Origin of the sequence: Brucella tritici, assembly GCF_008932295.1 — a bacterium.
GTDB lineage: Bacteria > Pseudomonadota > Alphaproteobacteria > Rhizobiales > Rhizobiaceae > Brucella > Brucella tritici.
In genome coordinates this window covers 21,923-45,270 of the sequence record NZ_WBWA01000003.1, presented here as the reverse complement: position 1 = coordinate 45,270, position 23,348 = coordinate 21,923, and the positions used below count along the sequence as shown (strand labels likewise).

The window sequence follows — 23,348 nt, the reverse complement described above, 5'->3', positions numbered from 1 at the left end:
AGCGGCGGCTTTGTCTGCCGCTCTTTTCATATCTGCGGTCCGGTTTGCAATAGAGCGCGTTTCGATCTAATTCGATCGGCTATTCGCCCTAACCTGTTCTATTTGAAGCATAATTTTGTCGACCATCGTTTCACTCCGGTCGGATTATGCTCTAATGTGCATATTGCTATTGGCGCGAACCGGTGAAAAGTTATCACTGGATATGTGGAGGAGACTGCAGCGTGACGATTCCTGAGTTTCTGAATTTCGCAGGCGTTTTCGTTTTCGCTGCGACCGGCGCTCTTGCAGCGTCGCGCCGCCAGCTCGACATTATCGGTTTTCTGTTCCTTGCCAATATCACCGGTATTGGCGGCGGAACGTTCCGCGACCTCGTCCTCGGTGCACCCGTTTTCTGGGTTGTGGAGCCGACTTATCTCCTGGCGGGCACGCTGGCCGCCATCTTTGTCTATTTCACCGCGCACATGGTCGAGTCGCGCTACCGCGCCCTTCTCTGGCTTGATGCCATTGGTATGGCCGCCTATACAGTGTTGGGTGCAGCCAAGGGGCTGGCGCTCGGTTTCGGACCATCCGTCGCCATTGTGACCGGCATTTCCACAGCCACTCTGGGCGGCATATTGCGTGTTATGGTGGCAGGCGAGCCTTCTGTGCTGATGCGCCGTGAAATCTATGTCACGGCTTCGCTTGCCGGTGCGTGTCTCTATGTCTTGCTTGCGTGGCTGCAGATCGAACCAGCTATATGTGCAATTGCAGCGGCTTTAACCGCGTTTGTCATTCGAGGCGGGGCGCTTTATTTCGGCTGGACATTGCCCGTCTATAAAAGCCGTCCCGGACGCACGGAAGAAGAACTTCAGCGCGACCGGATCATCAGGCCGGAATAAAACTTATACGAGTCCGGCCTGGCTTGCAGCAGCCTGCAGGCTGAGCTGCGGGCGTGGCCCCATCTGCTGGATGATAAGCCCCGCTGCCAGCGAACCTAAACGGGCGCAATCTTCCAGTGAACGTTCATTCGTATAACCATAGAGGAAACCGGCTGCGTAGAGATCGCCTGCTCCGGTCGTATCGACCAGCGCATCGATTTCAATGGCAGGGATGGTCAAGGTCTGGTCAGGCGTGACGACGACCGCCCCCTTTTCCGAACGGGTGATGATCGAAAGCGCGCAATCCATGCGCATAGCGGCAATCGCCGTTTCGAGCGACTGCGTCTTATAGAGTGACTTCGCCTCGTCCTCATTGGCGAAAACGATATCGACAGTGCGCGAGCGCATGAGTTCCAGAAACTCTTCGCGATACCGGTCGACACAGAACGGGTCGGAAAGCGTCATCGCCATCTGGCGCTTCTTCTCGTGCGCGATCTTCGATGCCATGACGATGGCTTCCTTCGCACGCGGCGGATCCCACAGATAGCCTTCGAAATAGGTCACCTTCGCATCGGACACCTTGGAGGTCTCGACATCTTCAGGTCCGAGTTCCACGCAGGCGCCGAGATAGGTATTCATCGAGCGCTCGCCGTCCGGCGTTACGAAAATCATGGAGCGGGCGGTTGGCGATCCCTTTTCCAGCGGGCGAGTGTCGAATGCAACGCCCTGTGCGCGGATATCGTGGGCGAAAACGCGTCCCAGATGGTCGGTCGCCACCTTGCCGAAATAGGCTGAGCGTCCGCCAAGGCTTGCCACACCTGCTGCGGTATTTCCGGCACTGCCACCCGACATTTCCGTCGCCGGACCTGCAATCCGGCTATAGAGCAATTCCGCACGCTCTGCATCGATCAGGTTCATCGCGCCTTTGACGATACCATTCGTTTCCAGAAAAGCGTCATCGGTGCGCGAAAGAATATCGACAATGGCGTTGCCGATGCAAAGAACGTCGAATGTGGCCATGAGCGCGAGAAGCTCCCCTTTTGATTCGTCTCCTATCCGGCAAAAGCAGATCGTCATCAGAAAAGTCGCTATGCACTTTTCCGCGACATGCGTTGGCCGGATATGCGGCAGTCATGTGGGTGCCGGTTTAGCGGTTTGAAACCCCTTTGGCTACCCTGCAAGCCTCCCGCATTGTGGGTAGTGCGGCTTGCGCGAGGGTGGAGGCATACCTATTTCCATCTTCGTCCACAGTTGGAATTGGGTCGAAAATGATCTTAGAAGCAGCCCTGAAAGCTCTGAAGCGCCTGACCACGCCGGAATTGCGTGCAGTTTTCTGGAAGACCCTCGGTTTGACGCTGTTGCTGCTGATCGGTCTTTGGGCCGCAGTCCGTCAAATCTTTTTTACTTTTGCCTGGCCGTGGATGGAGCAGATACTGCCCGGCATGCCGGAATGGGCAGGCTGGTTTGGTATCGTCGCCGCTATTGTCGCAGGTCTTGGTCTGGCACTTGTGCTCGCATTGATGATTGCACCTGTCACCGCACTTGTGGCTGGCCTGTTTCTCGATGACGTGGCTGAAGTGGTCGAGCGCGAGGACTATCCGGGCGATCCTCCAGGCACGTCCTTGCCGATTGCCCGCTCCGTTGTCGTTTCGCTGAAATTTCTCGGTATCGTCATCCTTGGCAACATTGTCGCCTTGCTTATGCTCTTCATACCGGGCGTCAATCTGATCGCCTTCTTCGTCATCAATGCCTATCTGCTCGGGCGGGAATTCTTCGAGTTTGCTGCCATGCGCTACCGATCTGAGGCCGAGGCGAAAGCGCTGAGATCACATTATGGCGTGACGGTCTTTCTGGCTGGATTGCTGATTGCGGGCTTCATGGCAATCCCCATCGTCAATCTTCTAACCCCGCTTTTTGCGGCAACGATGATGGTTCATTTGCACAAGGCGGTCTCACAGCGCGAGGCCCGGCTCACGCCTGCGGCGGCAAGGGGATAAGCGGCGCAGGAATGTCGCAGGTTTTCGCCGGATATTTGCAGATGTCGGCAATCACGCATTTCTCGCATTCCGGCTTGCGCGCCTTGCACACATAACGCCCATGCAGGATCAGCCAGTGATGCGCGTGAAGCATGTATTCCGCCGGAATAACCCGGACGAGGATGGCTTCCACAGCCTCTGGCGTTTTGCCGGGCGCAAGGCCGATCCGATTGCCGATGCGCAGAATATGTGTATCCACCGCCATAGTCGGCTGGCCGAAGGCCATGTTCAGCACCACATTGGCCGTCTTGCGGCCAACCCCCGGCAGCTTCACCAGTTCGTCCCGGTCCCCCGGCACTTCTCCACCGTGATCGCGGATCAAGGCTTCGGACAGAAGAATGACATTCTTTGCCTTGTTCCGCCAAAGCCCGATGGTGCGAATGTGGTCGCCGACTTTCTCTTCGCCGAGCGCCAGCATTTTTTGAGGCGTATCGGCAATTGCGAAGAGCCCGCGCGTCGCCTTGTTGACCCCGGCATCGGTGGCCTGTGCCGACAGAACCACAGCAACAAGAAGCGTAAATGCATTCACATGCTCAAGCTCACCCTTCGGCTCCGGTCTCTGGATCGAGAAACGTCGAAATATCTCATGAATTTCATCCGCCGTATAAAGCGTACCACGCACCCGACGCTGAGGGCGGGCGGCGGGCGCATCGTTCACAGGCGATTTGATTTTGGCCTTTTCCATTCCGCCTCTATAATGGTTTCCCTATCGACAAAACAATCAGCAGCTTGACGCAGGCCCTTAAGGGCCGCCGACAGCAGCCAGATGACCTGAATACTATGCATCATCCAGACGGCGCGGAACCTGACCGGTTCGACAAACCCATTTTCGAAGCCCTGCTGACCCCCTATCGTTCGCTGGGGCGCACGGGTTTTACTATCTTGATGACTGCCCTGATCGGCTGCTGGATGTTCGTGAGCCTTCTTTTCTGGTCCATCGGTGCCTGGCCGATCTTCGGATTTTTCGGCCTCGATGTTCTGTTGATCTATCTGGCTTTTCGCTGGAATTATCGGGCTGCTCGCGCACGCGAGGAAATCTCCGTGTCCCGCTCTGCCCTGCATATTCGCAAATATGCAGCGTCCGGCAAGATGACTGCACATCGTTTCAATCCATTCTGGACACGGTTCAAGGTTGCACGAAAGCCGGACATCGGAATTACCGGCATGAGCGTCGAAAGCCGTGAAGCGAGTGTCGTGATCGGAAACTTCCTCTCCCCGGATGATCGCGAAAGTTTCGCAACCGCTTTCGGTGCAGCGCTTTCAGAAGCACGCCGATAGCAACACTCCAATATTGCCGGGTATCCTGAACCTCTGCTTCGCTTTACGTTGAAGCGAAGGAATCCGGATTGGCCCTTGAAGTCAGGCTTTTCACAAGCCATATCAGTTAGCGAAGAGATACGCCGTAAGGGTTCTCTTCATAACGGTCGCTTCTCATCAAGGACTGATGCAATGACAAGAATGACACCGTTTTCGAGCCCTCTGCTGCTCGGATTCGACACGATGGAAAAGACGCTGGAACGGATCGCAAAATCCGGCGACGGTTATCCGCCCTACAATATTGAACGCCTGCGCGGCGAGACGGGCTCCGAACGCCTGCGCATTACTTTAGCGGTAGCCGGCTTTGCCAGCGAAGACCTCGAAGTCATGACGGAAGACAATCAGCTCGTCATCCGCGGACGCCAGACCGACGATACTGAACGCGAGTTTCTGCATCGAGGCATAGCTGCCCGACAGTTCCAGCGTGTTTTCGTTCTGGCAGACGGCATGCGGGTTCTCGGTTGCGACCTGAAAAACGGTCTTTTGGCCATCGATCTCGACCGCCCTGAACCCGAACGGCTGGTTAAACGAATCAACATAGCGGTGAAAGACTGAACTTGTTCAGTTTTTGTTCAGCACAATACCGCTATATTGAAAATGTGAAGCTCTGATGCGGCATGGTCGCAAATGACATGCCGACGAAATGGAGGCTAAGACCATGGACAGACATATATTCACCGAAAACGAATTCGCCCATCTCGGCGAAGGTGAAGTTGCCTATGTGCGCAAGATCCGTTCAGATGACCTTGCCCGCAGCTTCCCTGCCCTCCCACCGATCGAGCCGGGCCTGGAACTTTGGGCGCTCTTTGGCGCCAGCGGTGAGCCAATTGTGCTCTCCGACGTTCGCGCCACCGCGCTACAGGGTGCACAAGACCACGAACTGCGCACGGTGATGCTGCACTAAGGTTTGATGCGATACCGGCCATCACCGGTATCGCATTTCCGCATAATATTAATGCGGAGGAATCTGGTGCATGCAATTGCCGTAAGTCGTTTTCAGGCAGTATTCGTATTTCTGCTTGTAATGTTTCCACTCCTTGCAAATTGTTTCTGCCAGTTTCTGACATTGCTCTGATTGCCCCGATGAACTGATGGGCGATATCAGAGGATTGGCCAGTGCTGCACCTCCAGCAAAAGCAAATGCCAGCGCGAGTAACAACAGCGCAGCTTTCAATTTCATTGAGTACCTCTAAATTACCCATCGTCGCGTGGGCAATGTAGAGATTTGTGCAAGACCTCGAAATCGAAAAACAGTGGTAGCGATTTTGTGGCCAGCTTTTCTTGCAATATTTTGCAGGTACTTCATAGAAGCTAATCGCAAACAAACAAAACCGCCGTTCGAACCGAACGGCGGTTTTGTTTACGAGAAACTATTTGAACTCAGGCAGCGTTGGAAGCTGGCTGAGTGGTCAGGAATGAATAAAGCGCCTGCGCGTCATGTGTGCCGCGCAATTTGGCAACAGTATCGGCGTCGCGCAGCATACGGGCGATGCGCGAAAGTGCCTTCAGATGATCCGCACCGGCATTTTCCGGCGCGAGAAGCAGAAAAACAAGATCGACGGGTTGATCGTCCAGCGCCTCGAAATCGACCGGGGTTTCCAGACGAGCGAAGATTCCGGCTATTTTGTTGATATTCGCCAGCTTGCCGTGCGGAATGGCAACGCCATTGCCGACCCCGGTGGAACCGAGGCGCTCACGCTGGAGAATTGTTTCGAAAACTTCACGCTCAGGGAGACCGGTCAGTTCCGCAGCCTTCTCAGACAAAATCTGCAAAAGCTGTTTTTTGGAGCTGGCTTTCAGCGCAGGGATAATCGCCCCAGGCTGAATCAGATCACTAAGATCCATTCTCTCCGTTCCTTCTTCAATCAGGCCTTTGCGGCCCGGTTTGGGGAAGCGCACGCGGCCGCCTAGTCGCGATCCGCTGCGTGCACTTCAGGTTTGCCGTCAGGCGCGAGGCGCGGCCTGGCGGGTGACCATCGATGGATCGACCCAGCCGATATTGCCGTCCGCGCGACGGTAGACGATGTTAACTTCATCATTGCCAGCATTGCGGAACACCAGAACCGGATTTTCAATCAGGTCCAGCTCCACGACCGCCGATGCCACCGACATGGTGCGCAGGGCGACGGACGATTCCGCAACAATTGTCGGCGCGTAATCCGCCGGAAGATCCTCCTCTTCCTCCGACAGCGGTGCCATAACACGATATGCGACGTCATCATAGATCGCTTCTGGCTGCATAGCCGGGCGCGACTTCAGACGGCGCTTGTAGCGGCGAAGGCGGGTTTCGATCTTGTCCGCCGCCGCTTCAAAAGCCAGCTGCGGATCCTGTGCGTCGCCAGTGCTTTGCAGGGTTGCACCACTATCGAGGTGCAAGGTGCAATCCGCACTGTAACGCGAACCGGACTTGGTGACCGTAACCTGTCCGGAAAAGCCATGATCGAAATATTTGCCGACAGCTTCGTTCACCCGATCAATGATCCGGGTTGTGAAAGCTTCACCGACGTCCATATGCTTTCCAGATACACGCAGAGTCATTTGGCACACCTCATTTGCGTTACACCACAGGACTCAGTCTAATCACAAGGCGAGCGAAGCGCAAAGCGAACCAGCATCAAAGATGCTTTTCGTCCTGTGCGTTTTCCAACTAAATTCATTGTGCATGCACGTTTCTCAAGCGCACTTTCCGGCGAGGTGTTGAAACACCTTCCGAAAAGCCTTCGAAGTCGTGACTGCTCCAATCAATAGCCCCTTTACGGGATGGTTGCCGCACATCGCTCTTTTATGTAACGCCCCGGTAGCTGGTCCGTTGCCCGGATTTTTCCAGCCGGCTTTCCCGGAACGTCACATTGCCCTTCCTTCAAACATATGAACAACTGCAATTTCTTCCAGAAATTACAGCGATATTATCAGACCTTGCCTGCAAAACGCATTCGCCGGAAACGTCCAATCCATGTCTTCATCCCAAAACCGGTTCTACTTCGAGGAGACATGCTTCAATTCTGCTTTGGCGTATTCTCGGTCACAGAAACACATGCGCTTCTGCTGACATCTCGCCAATTCACGCTGACGACTTATCGGGAAGCCCCTGAAATAAGGGGATCCAGATAGGTGCCACAGCGCGAGCGGGGCTTCTATTGGGTGAATTGGCGCTTGTCAATTGGTCCTCCTGCCAGTTGGTCGTCTTGCAATGCCGTTCTTTCCACAAATCGAGATCGAATTTTTCTGAAAGAGCAGCGCTGTAGATCCAAAATTTTAGAGCATTCCTCCATATTCAAATACGAGAATTAAGCCCTAGAGGTACAATCGGTGATTTAAGGCAGTCCCTTTCCAGCGCAATCTGTGGAACCGTTCTGGCTAGAGCATTTGCTGTTTTGATTGAATCATTGCAAACGCTCTATCTATTTGTTTTACCGCATCAATGCGACGTCAGGTGGTTCCACCTGGCTGCAAAATGCTCTACGCAATCAGGAAGCCGACAATCTTGCCTTTTTTTCACGCCTGCGCTGAACCGATGAGGCAATATTCATCGATTCCCGATATTTTGCGACCGTTCTTCGCGCTATATCCACACCGTCCTTCTTCAGCGCATCCACGATGGCATCATCGGACAGCACGTCGTCAGGTTTTTCAGCATCGATCATCTGGCGGATGCGATGACGTACGCTCTCCGACGAATGAGCATCGCCGCCCTCGGATGAGGCAATGGAAGCCGTAAAGAAATAACGCAGTTCAAACACGCCGCGCGGCGTGGCCATAAATTTGTTCGCGGTCACGCGACTGATGGTCGATTCATGCATACCGACCGCATCGGCGACAATACGCAGATTGAGCGGCTTCAAGTGGGTCACCCCTTGGCGCAAAAATCCGTCCTGCTGCCGAACTATCTCCTGCGTGACCTTGAGGATGGTACGCGCACGCTGGTCGAGGCTGCGTACGAGCCAGTTCGCGGTCTGCATGCAATCCGAGAGAAAAGCCTTTTCCTCAGGCTTCACGGCCGTACAAACCTCGGCATAATATTCGTTGTTGACGATAAGACGCGGCATCGCGGCGGCATTCAGCTCGATAGCCCAGCCACCGTCACGCGACGGCGTCACCAGCGCATCCGGCACAATGGCATCCGCCACGGAAATCTCGAATAATGAACCGGGCTTTGGATCAAGCATGCGGATTTCGGTCAGCATGTCGAGGATATCGGCCTGATCGACACCACACAGCTTCTTGAGCGTCGCGAAGTCGCGCCGCGCCAGGAGATCGAGGTTGTCGATCAACGCTTCCATTGCCGGATCGAACCGATTCTTGAGGCGCAGCTGTATCGCCAGGCACTCCCGCAGATCACGGGCAAAAAGGCCAGGCGGATCAAAGCTTTGCACCAATCCAAGGATGCGTTCGATCTCAATCGTTTCCACACCCAGATTCTGGGCCAGCCCGATCATATCGATACGCAGATAACCGCTCTCGTCCAGCGCGTCGGCAAGCGCTGTCGCAATGAACCGGTCCGCCGCTCTGGAAAACGTCAGCGCGATCTGTTCCGCCACGTGCTCACCCAGCGACATCCGGCTGGCTGTAACCTGATCAATGTCATAACCGCTGCCTGAAACATATCCGTCTCCGACAGAGGATTTCCATTGTGCGGCAAGATCTGGACTGATTTCATCGAAGCGGCCCGGATCATCCGGAAAGATATTCTCGAGCGAGCTGTCGAAGGTGGATGAGAGATTTTCGGCATCATCCGAAGCGTCTGTTTTGAACCAGTCGCCATCCGACAAGCCGTCCGCCGCCGCATCCTCTCTATCGGTTTCGATATCGTCCCGTACGGCCTCAGAGCCCGCAAAATCATCATTCGCTGCCTCAATTCGATCCAGCAGCGGATTTTTTTCGATTTCAACGTCGAGAAATTGCTCCAGCTCCATATGCGTCATCTGCAGCAGTTTGATCGACTGCATCAATTGCGGTGTCATCACCAGCGATTGAGATTGACGGAAATCGAGCTTGGGCGACAGAGCCATGCGACGCGTAATTCTCCCCCAGTTGAACCCTGTCAATAACTGCGGAGCACATGGTCAACATGCACACTACCCTTGACAGCAAACTTGCTTTCACACGGCGCTCCATCGACATGGGACCTGAGCCCGAACAGAGGGAATAAGCCGTCCGCTCGCAGCCACTTTAGGCTGAAAGCGCATTTGAATGAAAACTGGTATGAACCTTGCTTGTCAATTCAGAATGTGCGGTTTTGGGACAAAAGGGGAAATAGTCGCGGTTCAGCCGCACTTTCTGCAACGTTGGACAGAACATAACAGGCTCAAACCGACGACCGGTCAGAATGAGGGCATTTCAAGAGGAACGTGAAACGATCCGGAAATACCCTGAATATCAGAGCGTAAACTGGTCGCCGAGATAGAGCCTGCGCACGTCTGGATTGGCGACGATTTCGGCAGGACGACCGTGTGTCAGCACCTGACCGGCGTGAATGATGTAGGCGCGGTCGATAAGACCAAGCGTTTCACGCACATTATGGTCGGTAATCAAAACGCCGATTCCGCGGCTTGTTAGATGGCGAACGAGCTGCTGGATATCCGAAACGGCGATCGGATCGACGCCGGCAAATGGCTCATCGAGCAACATGAAATTTGGGCGTGATGCCAGCGCACGCGCAATTTCGAGACGACGGCGCTCGCCGCCTGAAAGAGAAATGGCAGGCGCCTTGCGCAGATGAGCAATGTGAAATTCTTCCAACAGCGCATCCAGCTCGGAAGCGCGCTTGGAGCGATCTTTCTCCACCACTTCCAGCACGGCCTTGATGTTGTTTTCCACCGAAAGGCCACGGAAAATAGAGGCTTCCTGCGGCAGATAACCGATGCCCAGGCGGGAACGACGATACATCGGCATCGACGTGACATCGAACCCGTCGATCTCGATGGAACCGGCATCAGCCGGAACGAGGCCTGTCACCATATAGAAGCAAGTGGTCTTGCCTGCGCCGTTCGGCCCCAGAATACCGACAGCTTCGCCAGCACGCACACCGAACGACACGCCATTGACGACCTGCCGACCGCGATAGCTCTTGCAGAGACCGCGTGCCACCAGCGTCCCCTTGAGACGCGTCGACTTACCCGGCTGGCCAGGCATCGCGCCCGCGACATCGGATGGTGCGTTGACATTTTGCGATGCGTCTTGCGGCCCGTCGGCCTTCTTGTTCCAGAACAATCCCACGCCTGCTCCGGTCAGTTCTGCTTGGGCGCAGCACCGCCCTGCTGTTGATCTTTCGGGGCCATGATGATCGATACGCGACCCTTGGTCTGGCCCTTGCAGCTTTCGACATTGGCGCGACCTGTATCGAGATGCGCCGTCAGCTTGCAACCGGTCACGACATTGTCGCCATCGGTCAGGACCACTTTCTGCCCCTGAAGAACCATCACCTGATTTTTCGCATCATAACGACCGGTATCGCCGGTTGCGACCTGCGTACCAGACTTGAGATAAACTTTTCCGGAGATGTCGATGTGATCGATGCTCGACGAATCGATGCCCCCAACGCCAGCACTTGCCGGTTCTGGAGCTTGCGCCTCGCCGTCTTTCTTGGCTTTATTGTAATAAACGGTCATCTGGCCCGCTTTCAGCAAGGCATCGCCCTGCGAAACGGCAACATTACCAGTGAAGATGGCGATGCCTTCCTTGTCGCGCATTTCCAGCTTGTCAGCGTCGATCTTGACAGGCGCCTTGCTGTTGGAAAGCTTCAAACCGTTCACGGCTGCGCCTTCCTGCGCCAAAGAGGCCGTCGGAGCCGCGACAATGCCGAGCGCCAGAACTGCAAATCCCATCCGCAAAGTGCGGGCCATCGTACCCTTGTTCATCTTGCCCGTCTCGCGTTCCATATATCTTCAGCTCCCCGAAGCACTCGACCATCCTTGGGCCGACATGCGGTCAGACGCAACATTAAGCACTTTGCAGCCAAATGGGAACATTCGGCGTCTCAAAATGCGATCAAAAAAACGGTTTAGAGCCTGTAGCACCCTGACTGCATCAGAATCACGCTCTAACAATTAGTTTTCGAGCACATTTCGATCTGAAAATGCACTCAAGCGCCCGCACAGATATAAATCGGCCCGAACGCTTCCCCTATCTCAAATCAGGCACCCTTTTCAGGGAGCCTTGTTGGGCGAAACAACGCTGCCGTCAACAGTCATTCGAACCTTGTTCTCGAAAATCAGAACCTTGCCGTTGTCCTTGACCTGCATGCTGTCGGCCAGAATATGCGTGCTGCCGCTGCGGATATCGACAGGCTTCTCGGTCGTGATCTGCCCGCTCTTGAGGTTTATGTCCGCAGAACGCAGCACCGCACGTAAACCCTCGTCTGTCGTAACAGTAAAGTCCTTATCAAGTTGCAAACGTCCATTGGCATTATCGTAAACGCCGGACGTTGCCTCGACCTTGGCCGTGCCCTTTTCACCAACCGGCAATTCGGCGGAGATGCCTTCAAGCGAAATCGCGCCGCTGTTCTTTGCATCCTGCGTCGCCTTGGAAGCGGTCATCGAATAGGGGCGATTGTCCTTGGTGTACCCGTTCAAATGCGGGCTTGTCATGACAAGCTTGCCGCTTTCGCCGCCATTGTTCACTTCCACCTTTATGGGCGTGTTTGGCGTCGCAAGAAATGTGTACCATGAGAAGACGGCAGCTACGATGATAGCAGCCACAGGTAGCGCGGTCTTCAAAACGCGAACACGAACCGAATGGCGCTGTGCAGCATGAAAAAGCGTCTCGGCTTTCTCCGACGCACCAAAACGCACGCCACCTGTACCGCGAACCGGAGCAGTCGCGTCCTGCGGCGCGTGGCTATGTGTGGTGTCGGCAGTCATGTTGCGTTCTATTCCTCAACGGCTTCCGTAGAATTCAATAATCGGCGCGCCTATGTCGCGCTCTTTCATTTCAATAAGGTTTATTTGGGGTGAAATAGCCGGTTGCTCAATAGCTTTATACCGCACAAAACACCGCACCCGCCTCCCAAACAGGCAGCAGGAACAGTTTATGCCTTTGATAATTCAGCCCAATTTTCACTCTACCGAATTAGGTAGAATGCTAATCAACTCTTTGATACCACAAAATCGTGTCAAATTACAGTTATGCGTAATGCTGTCAGGAAAGCTGACCTTGCGCCAAGCGCAAGAATCGCGCCCGACGTCATTACAATATGTATTTCAGGCACTATCTCTATCCAGAACGATTTTTCGAAGAGGCTTGCCGCATGCTTTCATTCAAGGCAAAAGGTGACTTGTCGGTCGCAAGCCACGCTATTTGAACGAACGGATGGACGGGAATGGTTCAGGACGCCGAAGCAATTATCGAACGCCGGAAATTACGCAGAAAACTGACGATCTGGCGTGGAGCCTTCCTGCTTCTGATAGCAGCCTTGATCGCCGTCTTTGCTTCATGGTCCATGCGCGGCACCAATTTCAACCAGCCGCATATCGCCAAGGTTCGCATTGAAGGCACCATCTTCGAGAACGAGGAATTGCTGAAGCGCCTCGACAAGATAGCCAAGGACGATGCCGTCAAGGGCGTGATTCTGGTTCTCGATTCGCCCGGTGGAACGACGGTGGGCGGCGAAGCGATTTTCGAAGCCGTGCGCAAGATTGCCGAGAAAAAGCCGGTCGTCACGCAGGTAGGAACACTTGCCGCCTCCGCCGGTTACATGATTGCCAGCGCATCCGACCATATCGTCGCGCGGCAGACATCCATCGTTGGTTCAATCGGAGTTCTGTTCCAATATCCCGATGTCTCGAAGCTTCTCGATACGATCGGCGTGAAGGTCGAAACCATCAAATCGTCGCCACTCAAGGCAGAACCCAATTATTTCAGCCCGGCCAGCGAAGAAGCCAAGGGTATGATCCGCAACATGATTATGGATTCCTATGCATGGTTCGTGGACATTGTCGAAAAGCGCCGTTCGTTTACGCATGAACAGGCGCTTGCGCTTGCCAATGGTGCCGTTTTTACCGGGCGGCAGGCGCTGGATAAAAAATTGATCGACGGATTGGGCGGCGAAGAGGAAGCCGTGGCCTGGCTTGCGAGCAAGGGGCTTTCCAAGGATTTGCCGCGTCTGGAATGGAAGCCAGTCGGCAGTGAAACGGGTTTCTCGTTGCGCGATCTTATCATTCATGCCGGTGCGCGCCTTCTCGGCGTGCCGCAGGAGGCAGACGGCATGTTGAAGCAGATCGCCAAGGAACGCATCTTTCTTGACGGACTTCTCTCGGTTTGGCACGTTGACGGTACGCCTGAAACGAATTGACGCCAGCCGGGCAAACTTACACAATATCCGGTAGATACCGGATGAAACAAATAGAAGAACAGGGGTTTAAAGCCGTGATCAAATCGGAACTCGTTCAGATTATCGCCAGCCGTAATCCGCATCTCTTTCAGCGCGATGTCGAAAACATCGTGGGCGCGGTATTCGACGAGATCACAAACGCTCTTGCCGAAGGCAATCGTGTTGAGCTGCGCGGCTTTGGCGCCTTTTCTGTGAAGAACCGGCCTGCCCGTAGTGGCCGCAATCCGCGCACCGGCGAAACGGTGGACGTGGAAGAAAAGTGGGTTCCCTTCTTCAAGACCGGCAAGGAACTGCGCGACCGTCTGAACGGCGCAGTCTGATAGATATCATGGCGGCAAAACGCATCATCGCCATCATCGTTCTGGTGCCGCTCGCAGTGGTTCTGATTGCATTGTCGGTTGCCAATCGCGCATCGGTGCAATTCACGATCGATCCGTTCAATCCGGGCAATCCTGCCCTGTCCTATAATGCGCCACTCTTCCTGTGGCTGTTTGGTGCACTTCTTCTCGGTGTTGTCATCGGTTCTCTGGTGACGTGGCTCACGCAGGGCAAGCATCGCCGCAAGGAGCGTATGTACAAACAGGAAGCTGCACGTCTGCTTGAACGCAGCACCGCCGCCGAAAAGCGCAATATATCGGTCGTGAACTCCTGAAACGCCCGCTATTCTCAAACCCGGAGGCAAAACTTCCGGGTTTTCATGGCCGAAATACCCTTTGTGAGCGTGAACGTCGTTTTCCCCTTTCACACCGGCCCTGTTTATCCTACCTAGACCCCAATCATCATGATTGGAGTTTCGGGTGAAAGCGCCAAAGGGAAAAGGCAAAAAGCCGTCGGGCGGCAAGCAGGACCGTGGTTTCGAGCGCGCAAGACATGATGCGCCGCGTTCAGAAAGCAAATTTGAAGGCCGATTTGATGACAAGCCTGACAATAAGGGCTCGTCTTTCAAGAAACCGCGCCCCCAATTCGCCAAGGCCGCGCCCAAGCCCGTAGACGACAAGCCTGCCGCTCCGCTTCGCGAAATCAAGCCTTATGCCGGTGTACGCCCGGGAGAAAGACTGCCGCTCATTCTCGAAACGGAGCCCTCGCCCGATTATGCGCTTCTCGATAGCGGCAACGGGTTGAAGCTCGAGCAATATGGCCCCTATCGGATTGTCCGCCCGGAAGGTCAGGCAATCTGGTTGCCAAGCCTGCCGCAGAAAGAGTGGGATCAGGCCGATGCCGTCTTCACCGGCAACACCGACGAGGAAGGCATGGGGCGCTGGGCGTTTCCAAAAGAGCCGCTCGGCGAAACCTGGCCGATGCAGCACGATGGCATTTCCTTTCATGGCCGGTTCACGTCATTTCGCCATGTCGGCGTGTTTCCCGAGCAGGCCGCACATTGGTCTTATATGGATGGGCTTGTCCGGGAAGGTGTAAAGTCCGGACGCAGCGTGAAGGTGCTCAATCTGTTCGGCTATACGGGCCTCGCCTCATTGGTGGCGGCACGGGCAGGCGCGGAAGTGACCCATGTGGACGCATCCAAGAAAGCTATTCTCTGGGCGCGTGAAAATCAGGAAATGGCCGGGCTTTCCGATAAGCCAATCCGCTGGATCTGCGAAGACGCTATGAAATTCGTGCAGCGCGAGGAGCGGCGCGGCAGCTTCTACGACATTATCCTGCTCGATCCGCCTGCCTATGGGCGTGGCCCGAGCGGTGAAGTCTGGCAGTTGTTCGAGCATCTGCCCGCAATGGTCGATACATGTCGGTCCATCCTGACGCCAAAGCCGCTGGCCGTCATCCTGACTGCCTATTCGATCCGCGCCTCTTTCTTCGCCATTCACGAACTGATGCGCGACCGTTTCACCGGCCTTGGCGGCACGGTCGAATCGGGCGAACTTATTCTGCGCGAACGTTCCAACGGCCAAACGGGCGGGCGCGCGCTTTCCACATCCATGTTCAGCCGCTGGGTAGCAAAATGAGCCGTGACGACGATTTTTCCAAAGGCGGCTCTCGTGCCGAGTATTCCAAAGTGGGGCAGGTGAAGGAAGTCACCAGCCTCACCAACCCAATCGTGAAAGATCTCCGCTCGCTGGCGCTGAAAAAATTCCGCGACCAGCAGGGCGTGTTTCTGGCCGAAGGACTGAAGCTTGTCATCGACGCGCTGGAACAGGACTGGCGCATCAAGACGCTTGTCTTCGCCAAATCCGGCAAGGGCAACAAAATGGTTGAGCAGGTTGCCGCCCGTACCTTCGCCAAGGGCGGACTTGTGCTGGAAGTGACCGAAAAGATCATGGCTGCCATCACCCGCCGCGACAATCCGCAAATGGTTGTCGGTGTTTTCGAGCAGCAATATCGCCCGCTTGCAAGCCTCAAGCCGAAGAACAATGACGTCTATATTGCGCTGGACCGCGTGCGCGACCCCGGCAATCTGGGTACTGTCATCCGCACCGCCGATGCAGTCGGCGCCAAGGGCGTTATTCTGATCGGCGACACCACCGACCCTTATTCGCTGGAAACCGTGCGCGCCACGATGGGTTCTGTCTTTTCCATGCCGCTCTACAAAGTGACGGAAGCCGATTTCCTCAACTGGCGCAAAGGCTTTTCCGGCCTTGTTGTCGGCACCCATCTGAAAGGTGCCGTCGACTATCGCACCATTCCCTATGCCAACAAGCCGGTCGTGCTGATGATGGGCAACGAACAGCAGGGCCTGCCGGACAGCCTTGCCGACACTTGCGACAAGCTCGCACGCATTCCGCAGGCCGGTCGTGCAGATTCCCTCAATCTTGCGATTGCCACCGGGGTCATGCTCTACGAAATTCGTCGCGACGCACTCACGCTCGATGAAAGGGCTTCCGGATGAAGCGGCACGCGGTTTGGTCCTCACTTTTCGTCGTAGTTCTCACGGTGTTGATCGATCAGGGTGTCAAGCATCTGGTGGAAACGCGGATGGGCTACGGCCAGCAGATCGACCTGCTGCCGTTCCTTGCCTTGTTTCGCACGCATAATGAGGGCATCGCCTTTTCCATGCTGGCCTGGCTGCATGATTGGGGACTGGTCGCACTTACCGCCGCAGTTATTTTGTTCGTGCTTTATCTGTGGTGGACCAACGCGCCGGACCGCATCTTCGCCCGCTACGGTTTTGCACTTGTCGTTGGCGGTGCCATCGGCAATCTTATCGACCGCGTTATGCACGGCTATGTGGTGGATTATATTCTGTTCCACCTGCCGACTTGGTCATTTGCGGTTTTCAACCTCGCCGACACGTTCATTACCATCGGCGCGGGCCTCATAATTCTGGAAGAATTCCTTGGTTGGCGGCGCGAGCGGGCTGCCCGCTAACTCAACAGGTTGAACAGTTTCTGCCTTTCGCATAATTTGATCTCTTAAAATTAAAAGCTTTTTGAAGAGGATAAGGTCCAGTCATCCGAATTGACACATTGGTGACATGCTTCTGTCATCGTCGCGTAGCACTGAATCTGTACTGCTTCGGTCGAATTGGACACCTTGTCCATGCAATCGACTGAACGCGGATTGGAATTGGTTAGCTCTCGCTGAAATATCAGTGGGAAAGCCGTTCAGGAATACGTGAATAGACAAATCAGGAGCCATCATCATGACAGTACTGCTTGGAATGGACCAGCAAATCATTGATGATACGGTCATGTCAGGCTTAGAAGCACAACAGGCGCTGTTCGCGTCCAACGGCGATCCCATCATTCTAGGACGCATCGGATCGCTGGAAGTACGGCTTGCAAACTCACGCGAGGCTATCGAGGCCGCGCAGGAATTGCGTTTCCGCGTCTTCTTCGACGAAATGGGCGCGCGCCGGGAGAGCATAGAAGCAGTCGAGCTTCGTGACGCCGACCGCTTCGACGCCATTTGCGATCATTTGCTCGTTTACGATACCGCCCTGCCCGTGCCGGAGCACCAGCAGATTGTCGGCACCTATCGTCTGATGCGCAGTGATCAGGCGGAAAAGGCGCTCGGCTTCTATTCTGCCGACGAATATGACGTGCAGCGTCTGGCTCTTTCGCGCCCGAACCTCCGTCTGCTTGAACTGGGACGCTCCTGCGTGAAGGCGGAATACCGCTCCAAGCGCACTGTGGAGCTTCTGTGGCAAGGTGCCTGGGCCTATTGCCGCCGCCATTCCATCGATGTGATGTTTGGTTGCGCTTCATTCCACGGCGCTGTGCCTGCAGCGCATGCGCTCGGCCTGTCGTTCCTGCATCATAACTGCCGTGCCACGGACGACTGGGACGTGCGCGCCTTGCCCAATCGTTATCAGGCCATGGACCTGATGCCGAAGGAAGCCATCAACAACAAGGTTGCATTGTTCTCGATGCCGCCTTTGGTGAAAGGCTATCTGCGTCTTGGCGCAATGATCGGTGACGGTGCAGTAATCGACGAGGCATTCGGCACGACCGATGTTTTCATCATTCTGCCCATCGAGCGGATTTCCAGCCGCTACATTACCTATTACGGCGCTGAAGCGAACCGCTTCGTGTAATAACAAAGGCGAAGCATCTGCTTCGCCTTTTTGCTTCTGAAGCTCAGCTCACGCCTTTCCGGCCAGTTCCTTCAGCTTGTAGATCAGGTCCAGCGCTTCTCGGGGCGTCAGTTCATCGGGACTGATGCCAGAGACAGCCTTGGCCAGTTCACTATCTTTCGCCTGAACTTGTGGCTTCGGCTTTTCCTGCTGCAAGACGACGGAGAACAGTGGCAGATCATCGATGAGCTTGTCCGCCTTGCCGGAGGTTTCGCCTGCTTCAAGCTGGTGCAACACATCGCGCGCACGATTGACGACTGCTTCCGGCAGACCGGCCAAACGCGCCACCTGCACGCCATAGGAACGATCGGCAGCCCCTTTTGCCACCTCGTGCAGGAAGACGACATCATTGTCCCATTCCTTGACCCGCATGGTGACGTTGGAAAGCCGCTCAAGCTTTTCTGAAAGTGCGGTCATTTCATGAAAATGCGTGGCAAACAAAGCCCGGCAACGGTTCTTTTCATGCAAATATTCGACCGCTGCCCAGGCGATGGACAGTCCGTCGAAAGTGGCTGTACCGCGCCCGATCTCATCGAGGATCACCAGAGAGCGCTCGCCTGCCTGATTAAGGATTGCAGCCGTTTCCACCATTTCGACCATGAAGGTCGAGCGTCCACGCGCCAGATCGTCGGAAGCACCGACGCGGCTGAACAGCCGGTCCACGACACCGATCTGTGCGGAACCAGCAGGCACGAAGGAACCCATCTGCGCCATGATCGCAATCAAAGCATTCTGGCGCAGGAAGGTCGACTTACCGCCCATGTTCGGGCCGGTCAGAAGCCAGATGGCACCATTTCCGCCGTCTGCTTGCGGCGAGAGATCGCAATCGTTGGCAACGAACGGATTGGCTGCCTGACGCCGCAGGGCCTGCTCGACGACCGGATGACGACCGGCAACAATGTTGAAGGACAGGCTGTCATCGACTTGCGGGCGGCAATAGCCCTGCTCCTCCGCCAGCACGGCGAGCGCTGCCGAGACGTCGAAAACCGCAAGCGCCGATGCAGCGGCACGAATACTGTCGGCATGGGAAACGGCTTCCGCCGTCAGTTCCTCGAACACGGCAAGCTCGATGGACAATGCGCGGTCGGCGGCATTGGCGATCTTGCTTTCGAGTTCCGCCAGTTCGGTCGTGGTGAAGCGCATGGCATTGGCCATGGTCTGGCGATGGATGAAGCGGCCCTTGGCTTCATCCGTATCCGTCATCGCCCCGGCATTGTTGGCCGTCACCTCGATGAAATAACCAAGCACGTTGTTATGCTTGATCTTCAGCGATTTGATACCGGTCTCTTCAATATAATTGGCCTGCAGACCGGCGATCACCCGGCGCGACTGGTCGCGCAAGGCCCGCATCTCGTCGAGTTCGGAATTATAGCCCGCGCGCACAAAACCGCCGTCACGCTTCAAAAGCGGTAATTCGTCAGCCAAGGCCCGGTCGAGATGGGCGGTAAAGATGGCAGGCATGGCACTGACGGCATCACGGGCATGAGCCAGTTCGTCGGGCAGCAACGCGCTTTCCAGCAGGCCCGCAATGACATGTGCAGCCTCGAAGCCTCGGGCAAGGCTACCCAGATCACGCGGGCCACCGCGCCCAACGGCAAGACGCGAGAGTCCGCGCGGCATATCTGGCACACCCTTGAGTTCCGCGCGCATGCCTTCGCAAAGCGACTGCTCGCTCAGGAACCAGGAAACGGAATCGAGCCGCAGCGCGATTTCCTTCGGATTGGTGAGCGGTGCCGTCAGGCGTTCGGCAAGAAGCCGCGCGCCGCCACCCGTCACCGTACGATCAACGGCCTTCAGCAAACTGCCGTCGCGATTGCCAGACATGGTGCGGGCAAGTTCAAGACTGGCGCGTGTGGCCGGGTCGATGAAAAGCGTGCCGCCCTCATGCTCGCGTTCGGGCCGCATCAAGGGTGGACGCTCGGAAATCTGCGTCTTTTCGATATAGGCGATTGCCCCGGAAATGGCTGAAAGTTCAGGACGGCTGAACTGGCCAAAACCATCCAATGTCGCGACATTGAAATAGCGCTGGATTCGCGCTTCCGCAGCCGCGCTGTCAAAGAGGGTCGCCGGTTGCGGCGTTACCGCCTTGCCGACCAGATCGAAGACCGGAAGCAGTTCCTCATCATGGAAGGCGCTGTCAGCCACAACCAGTTCACGCGGGTCTACCCGCATCACATCGGCGAAAAGCCGGTCCGGCGTGGTTTCCGCCACACGGAAAGTTCCGGTTGAAATATCGATCCAGGCCAGCGCCAGCGCACCGTCGCCGCGCGTACGCCCCATCGCCATCAGGAAATTGGCTTCGGATGGGTCCAGCAATTTTTCTTCGGTCAGCGTGCCCGGCGTGACGAGACGGATCACATCACGCTTCACCACCGATTTGGAGCCGCGCTTCTTCGCCTCTGCCGGGTCTTCCACCTGTTCACAGACCGCGACGCGATAGCCCTTGGTGATCAGCTTCTGCAGATAATCGTCGGCAGCATGGACAGGCACACCGCACATGGGAATATCCTCTCCCAGATGCTTGCCGCGCTTGGTGAGCGTGATACCCAAAGCCGCAGAGGCCTCCACTGCATCATCGAAGAACAGTTCGTAAAAATCGCCCATGCGATAGAAGAGCAGCGAATCGACATTCGCCGCCTTGATCTCAATATATTGTTCCATCATGGGCGTCAGGCGAACGGGCGCTGCCTCGGCGGTGTTTTCTTCCGCTCCCGAGCTATGTTCGTTAGCCGTCGTTTCCATCTACAAACCTTCATTTATTGCTTAGCCGACAAGGCTAAAGTTATAAAATTTCGTATTCCATCACTTTTGGATGAATATCTATTCCTCGAAGCACTGTTTACACGATGCGTGACTGGCGCTATCGAGGTTCTCCCGCAGATGAAACCGGAGGGAACATGCCAGCCTCGACGCCGAAGGGCAACACATCAGAACGCGCACCCACAGCCAGTGAGAAGGAAGCGCTAGACTTTCACGCGCAGGGCCGCCCGGGTAAGCTGGAGATCAACCCCACCAAGCCCATGACCACGCAGCGCGATCTGTCGCTCGCCTATTCTCCGGGCGTTGCCGTGCCGGTAAAGGCAATCGCCGAAGACGCCGCCCGCGCCTATGACTATACGGCCAAGGGCAATCTGGTCGCCGTCATCTCGAACGGCACCGCCATTCTCGGACTCGGCAATCTGGGTGCGCTCGCATCAAAGCCGGTGATGGAAGGCAAGGCTGTTCTGTTCAAGCGCTTTGCCGATGTCGATTCCATCGATCTTGAGATCGATACGACCGACATCGATGCCTTCATCAATGCGGTACGCTATCTCGGACCGTCTTTCGGCGGCATCAATCTGGAAGATATCAAGGCGCCCGACTGCTTCATCATCGAGCAGCGCCTGCGCGAATTGATGGACATTCCGGTTTTCCACGACGACCAGCACGGAACGGCTATCATCGCTGCTGCCGGCCTCATCAATGCGCTGCATCTGACCGGTCGCGACATGAAGACGACGAAGCTCGTCTGCAATGGCGCAGGTTCGGCGGGTATTGCCTGTATCGAACTCATCAAGGCGATGGGTTTTGCCTCGGAAAACGTCATCCTGTGCGACACCAAAGGCGTCGTCTATCAGGGTCGCGAAGAGGGCATGAACCAATGGAAATCCGCCCATGCGGTGAAAACCGACAAGCGGTCGCTCGCAGATGCCATGAACGGTGCGGATGTCGTGTTCGGCCTTTCGGCCAAAGGCGCGTTCACCGAAGACATGGTCCGTTCCATGGCACCGAACCCGATCATCTTCGCCATGGCCAATCCCGACCCGGAAGTCACGCCCGAAGAAGTGGCACGCATCCGTGACGATGCCATCGTCGCCACCGGTCGTTCGGATTATCCGAACCAGGTCAACAATGTCCTTGGCTTCCCCTACATCTTCCGTGGCGCACTCGACGTTCGTGCAACCACCATCAACGACGCGATGAAGATCGCTGCCGTCAACGCGCTGGCTGAACTTGCCCGTGAGGATGTGCCGGACGATGTGGTTGCCGCCTATCAGGGCAGTCGTCCGCGTTTCGGCTCGAGCTACATCATTCCGGTGCCGTTCGATCCGCGCCTGCTTGCGTCCGTCTCGGCTGCGGTCGCCAAGGCGGCGATGGAAACCGGCGTTGCCGGGCGCGCCATTGCCGACATAGAAGGCTACAAGCGCGAATTGTCGGCGCGTCGCGATCCGATCGCTTCCACGCTGCGCGGCATCTATGAACGTGTCCGCCGTCAGCCAAAGCGCATCGTCTTTGCCGAAGGTGAAGAAGAACAGGTGATGCGTGCCGCCGTTTCCTACGTCAATCAGGGTCTCGGCACCGCTATTCTGGTCGGCCGCGAGGAACGGGTAAAGGATACAGCGAAAGCTGCCGGTCTCGATCTCGACCGCCCGGGCATCGAAATCATCAATGCACGTCTGTCGAGCCGCAATGCCGCCTATGCCGACTATCTCTACGAGAAACTGCAACGCAAAGGCTATCTGACACGCGATTGCCACCGTCTCATCAATAATGACCGCAATCATTTTGCGGCCTGCATGGTGGCGCTTGGCGATGCCGACGGCATGGTGACGGGCGTGACCCGTAATTATGCGACGGGTCTGGACGACGTGCGTCGTGTGATCGATTCCAAGCCCGGCCATCGCATGGTCGGTGTTTCCATCGCACTTTGCCGCGGGCGCACGGTGTTCATCGCCGATACCGCCGTTCATGAAATGCCTACCGCAGCAGAACTTGCCGATATTGCGGTCGAAGCTGCTGGCATGGCGCGCCGCATGGGCTATGTACCGCGTGTCGCGCTGACTGCCTTCTCGACTTTCGGCCATATGGGCGGTGAGCGTTCCGCGCGCATTCAGGAAGCCGTCCGCATTCTGGCAACGCGTCATGTCGATTTCGAATTCGACGGCGAAATGAGTGCCGATGTGGCGCTGAACCCGAAGCTGATGGAACAATATCCGTTCATCCGCCTGTCGGGTCCGGCCAATGTCATCGTCACGCCGGACAATCATTCGGCCTCGATTGCCGCCGACATGTTGCAGGAACTGGGTGGAGCGACCGTCATAGGTCCGTTGCTCGTCGGTCTCGACAAGCCAGCACAGATCGTCACCATCGGCGCGAAGGATTCCGACATCGTCAATATGGCGGCAATTACCGCCTATAACGCGACGAACTGAAAGAACCGCGAAGAGTAATACAAAGGCCGGGTTTCCCCGGCCTTTGCTTTTGGATATTCATCATCCATAAAAGCGGCTATAGGATAGCCATCG

General features: G+C 56.0%; 23 protein-coding genes. 13 read left to right on the top strand and 10 right to left on the bottom strand.

The annotated features are described in order from the left end of the window. The first annotated feature begins 221 nt into the window (after positions 1-221). A complete protein-coding gene (locus F9K91_RS04315; RefSeq protein ID WP_151677282.1) occupies positions 222-878 on the top strand; it encodes a trimeric intracellular cation channel family protein in 657 nt (218 codons plus the stop codon). A 3-nt stretch (positions 879-881) separates the two neighbouring features. On the opposite strand, the gene F9K91_RS04310 is transcribed toward F9K91_RS04315, so the two are convergent. Continuing rightward, a complete protein-coding gene (locus F9K91_RS04310) occupies positions 882-1,877 on the bottom strand; it encodes an adenosine kinase (RefSeq protein WP_151555513.1) in 996 nt (331 codons plus the stop codon). A gap of 248 nt (positions 1,878-2,125) precedes the next feature. Here F9K91_RS04310 and F9K91_RS04305 point away from each other — a divergent pair, with 248 nt between their 5' ends. Continuing rightward, the gene (locus F9K91_RS04305; RefSeq protein WP_151555514.1) at positions 2,126-2,854 is read left to right on the top strand and encodes a sulfate transporter family protein; all 729 of its coding nucleotides are present in this window, start codon (positions 2,126-2,128) and stop codon (positions 2,852-2,854) included. On the opposite strand, the gene nth is transcribed toward F9K91_RS04305, so the two are convergent. Further along, a complete protein-coding gene (gene nth, locus F9K91_RS04300) occupies positions 2,829-3,578 on the bottom strand; it encodes an endonuclease III (RefSeq protein WP_151677281.1) in 750 nt (249 codons plus the stop codon). The genes F9K91_RS04305 and nth overlap by 26 nt on opposite strands. Positions 3,579-3,673: 95 nt before the next feature. Between nth and F9K91_RS04295 the strand changes: the two genes are divergently transcribed. The 3 genes from F9K91_RS04295 (at position 3,674) to F9K91_RS04285 (ending at position 5,114) form a co-directional block, all read left to right on the top strand. After that, positions 3,674-4,171, top strand: coding sequence for a DUF2244 domain-containing protein (locus tag F9K91_RS04295; protein WP_151654302.1), 498 nt, complete (start codon positions 3,674-3,676; stop codon positions 4,169-4,171). 171 nt (positions 4,172-4,342) lie between these two features. Next, the gene (locus F9K91_RS04290; RefSeq protein ID WP_105540905.1) at positions 4,343-4,765 is read left to right on the top strand and encodes an Hsp20 family protein; all 423 of its coding nucleotides are present in this window, start codon (positions 4,343-4,345) and stop codon (positions 4,763-4,765) included. 103 nt (positions 4,766-4,868) lie between these two features. Then, positions 4,869-5,114, top strand: a complete 246-nt coding sequence (locus tag F9K91_RS04285; protein WP_061344843.1) for a BQ00720 family protein — start codon at positions 4,869-4,871, stop codon at positions 5,112-5,114. Positions 5,115-5,162: 48 nt separating this feature from the next. Here F9K91_RS04285 and F9K91_RS04280 read toward each other — a convergent pair whose 3' ends face one another. The 7 genes from F9K91_RS04280 to lptC all read right to left on the bottom strand — a co-directional run bounded on the left by F9K91_RS04280 (position 5,163) and on the right by lptC (position 12,069). Then, on the bottom strand, positions 5,163-5,390 hold the full coding sequence (locus tag F9K91_RS04280; RefSeq protein WP_151677280.1) for a hypothetical protein: 228 nt from the start codon (positions 5,388-5,390) through the stop codon (positions 5,163-5,165). Between the two features lie 200 nt (positions 5,391-5,590). Continuing rightward, positions 5,591-6,055: a PTS IIA-like nitrogen regulatory protein PtsN gene (gene ptsN, locus F9K91_RS04275; protein WP_105540903.1), complete on the bottom strand. Its 465-nt coding sequence runs from the start codon at positions 6,053-6,055 to the stop codon at positions 5,591-5,593. A gap of 99 nt (positions 6,056-6,154) precedes the next feature. After that, positions 6,155-6,748, bottom strand: a complete 594-nt coding sequence (hpf, locus tag F9K91_RS04270; RefSeq protein WP_061344842.1) for a ribosome hibernation-promoting factor, HPF/YfiA family — start codon at positions 6,746-6,748, stop codon at positions 6,155-6,157. A gap of 929 nt (positions 6,749-7,677) precedes the next feature. Continuing rightward, positions 7,678-9,219 (bottom strand): RNA polymerase factor sigma-54, encoded by a 1,542-nt coding sequence (rpoN, locus tag F9K91_RS04265; protein WP_151555518.1) that lies wholly within the window; start codon positions 9,217-9,219, stop codon positions 7,678-7,680. 367 nt (positions 9,220-9,586) lie between these two features. After that, the gene (gene lptB / locus F9K91_RS04260; RefSeq protein WP_010658003.1) at positions 9,587-10,426 is read right to left on the bottom strand and encodes an LPS export ABC transporter ATP-binding protein; all 840 of its coding nucleotides are present in this window, start codon (positions 10,424-10,426) and stop codon (positions 9,587-9,589) included. A gap of 11 nt (positions 10,427-10,437) precedes the next feature. Further along, positions 10,438-11,088 carry an LptA/OstA family protein gene (locus F9K91_RS04255; RefSeq protein ID WP_151555519.1) on the bottom strand — a complete coding sequence of 217 codons (651 nt, stop codon included), beginning with the start codon at positions 11,086-11,088 and terminating at the stop codon, positions 10,438-10,440. A gap of 267 nt (positions 11,089-11,355) precedes the next feature. After that, entirely contained in the window at positions 11,356-12,069 is a 714-nt protein-coding gene (lptC, locus tag F9K91_RS04250) for an LPS export ABC transporter periplasmic protein LptC (RefSeq protein ID WP_151555520.1), read from the bottom strand. A gap of 458 nt (positions 12,070-12,527) precedes the next feature. Here lptC and sppA point away from each other — a divergent pair, with 458 nt between their 5' ends. From sppA to olsB, 7 genes are all read left to right on the top strand, one after another. Beyond that, the gene (gene sppA, locus F9K91_RS04245; RefSeq protein WP_151555521.1) at positions 12,528-13,499 is read left to right on the top strand and encodes a signal peptide peptidase SppA; all 972 of its coding nucleotides are present in this window, start codon (positions 12,528-12,530) and stop codon (positions 13,497-13,499) included. Positions 13,500-13,573: 74 nt separating this feature from the next. Beyond that, positions 13,574-13,858, top strand: a complete 285-nt coding sequence (locus F9K91_RS04240) for an integration host factor subunit beta (protein ID WP_004687882.1) — start codon at positions 13,574-13,576, stop codon at positions 13,856-13,858. A gap of 8 nt (positions 13,859-13,866) precedes the next feature. Further along, entirely contained in the window at positions 13,867-14,190 is a 324-nt protein-coding gene (locus tag F9K91_RS04235; protein WP_061344836.1) for a lipopolysaccharide assembly protein LapA domain-containing protein, read from the top strand. 145 nt (positions 14,191-14,335) lie between these two features. Next, positions 14,336-15,496, top strand: coding sequence for a class I SAM-dependent rRNA methyltransferase (locus F9K91_RS04230; RefSeq protein WP_151653789.1), 1,161 nt, complete (start codon positions 14,336-14,338; stop codon positions 15,494-15,496). Continuing rightward, positions 15,493-16,377, top strand: a complete 885-nt coding sequence (locus tag F9K91_RS04225) for a TrmH family RNA methyltransferase (RefSeq protein WP_151555523.1) — start codon at positions 15,493-15,495, stop codon at positions 16,375-16,377. Before F9K91_RS04230 ends, F9K91_RS04225 begins: the two co-directional genes overlap by 4 nt. Then, positions 16,374-16,856, top strand: a complete 483-nt coding sequence (lspA, locus tag F9K91_RS04220; RefSeq protein WP_151555524.1) for a signal peptidase II — start codon at positions 16,374-16,376, stop codon at positions 16,854-16,856. The genes F9K91_RS04225 and lspA overlap by 4 nt, the downstream gene beginning before the upstream one ends. Positions 16,857-17,130: 274 nt before the next feature. Then, positions 17,131-18,024, top strand: a complete 894-nt coding sequence (gene olsB, locus F9K91_RS04215) for a l-ornithine N(alpha)-acyltransferase (protein ID WP_167522172.1) — start codon at positions 17,131-17,133, stop codon at positions 18,022-18,024. A gap of 48 nt (positions 18,025-18,072) precedes the next feature. On the opposite strand, the gene mutS is transcribed toward olsB, so the two are convergent. Beyond that, a complete protein-coding gene (gene mutS / locus F9K91_RS04210) occupies positions 18,073-20,805 on the bottom strand; it encodes a DNA mismatch repair protein MutS (RefSeq protein WP_151677279.1) in 2,733 nt (910 codons plus the stop codon). Positions 20,806-20,960: 155 nt separating this feature from the next. Between mutS and F9K91_RS04205 the strand changes: the two genes are divergently transcribed. Beyond that, positions 20,961-23,255, top strand: a complete 2,295-nt coding sequence (locus tag F9K91_RS04205; protein ID WP_151555526.1) for an NADP-dependent malic enzyme — start codon at positions 20,961-20,963, stop codon at positions 23,253-23,255. The last annotated feature ends 93 nt before the right edge of the window (positions 23,256-23,348 follow it).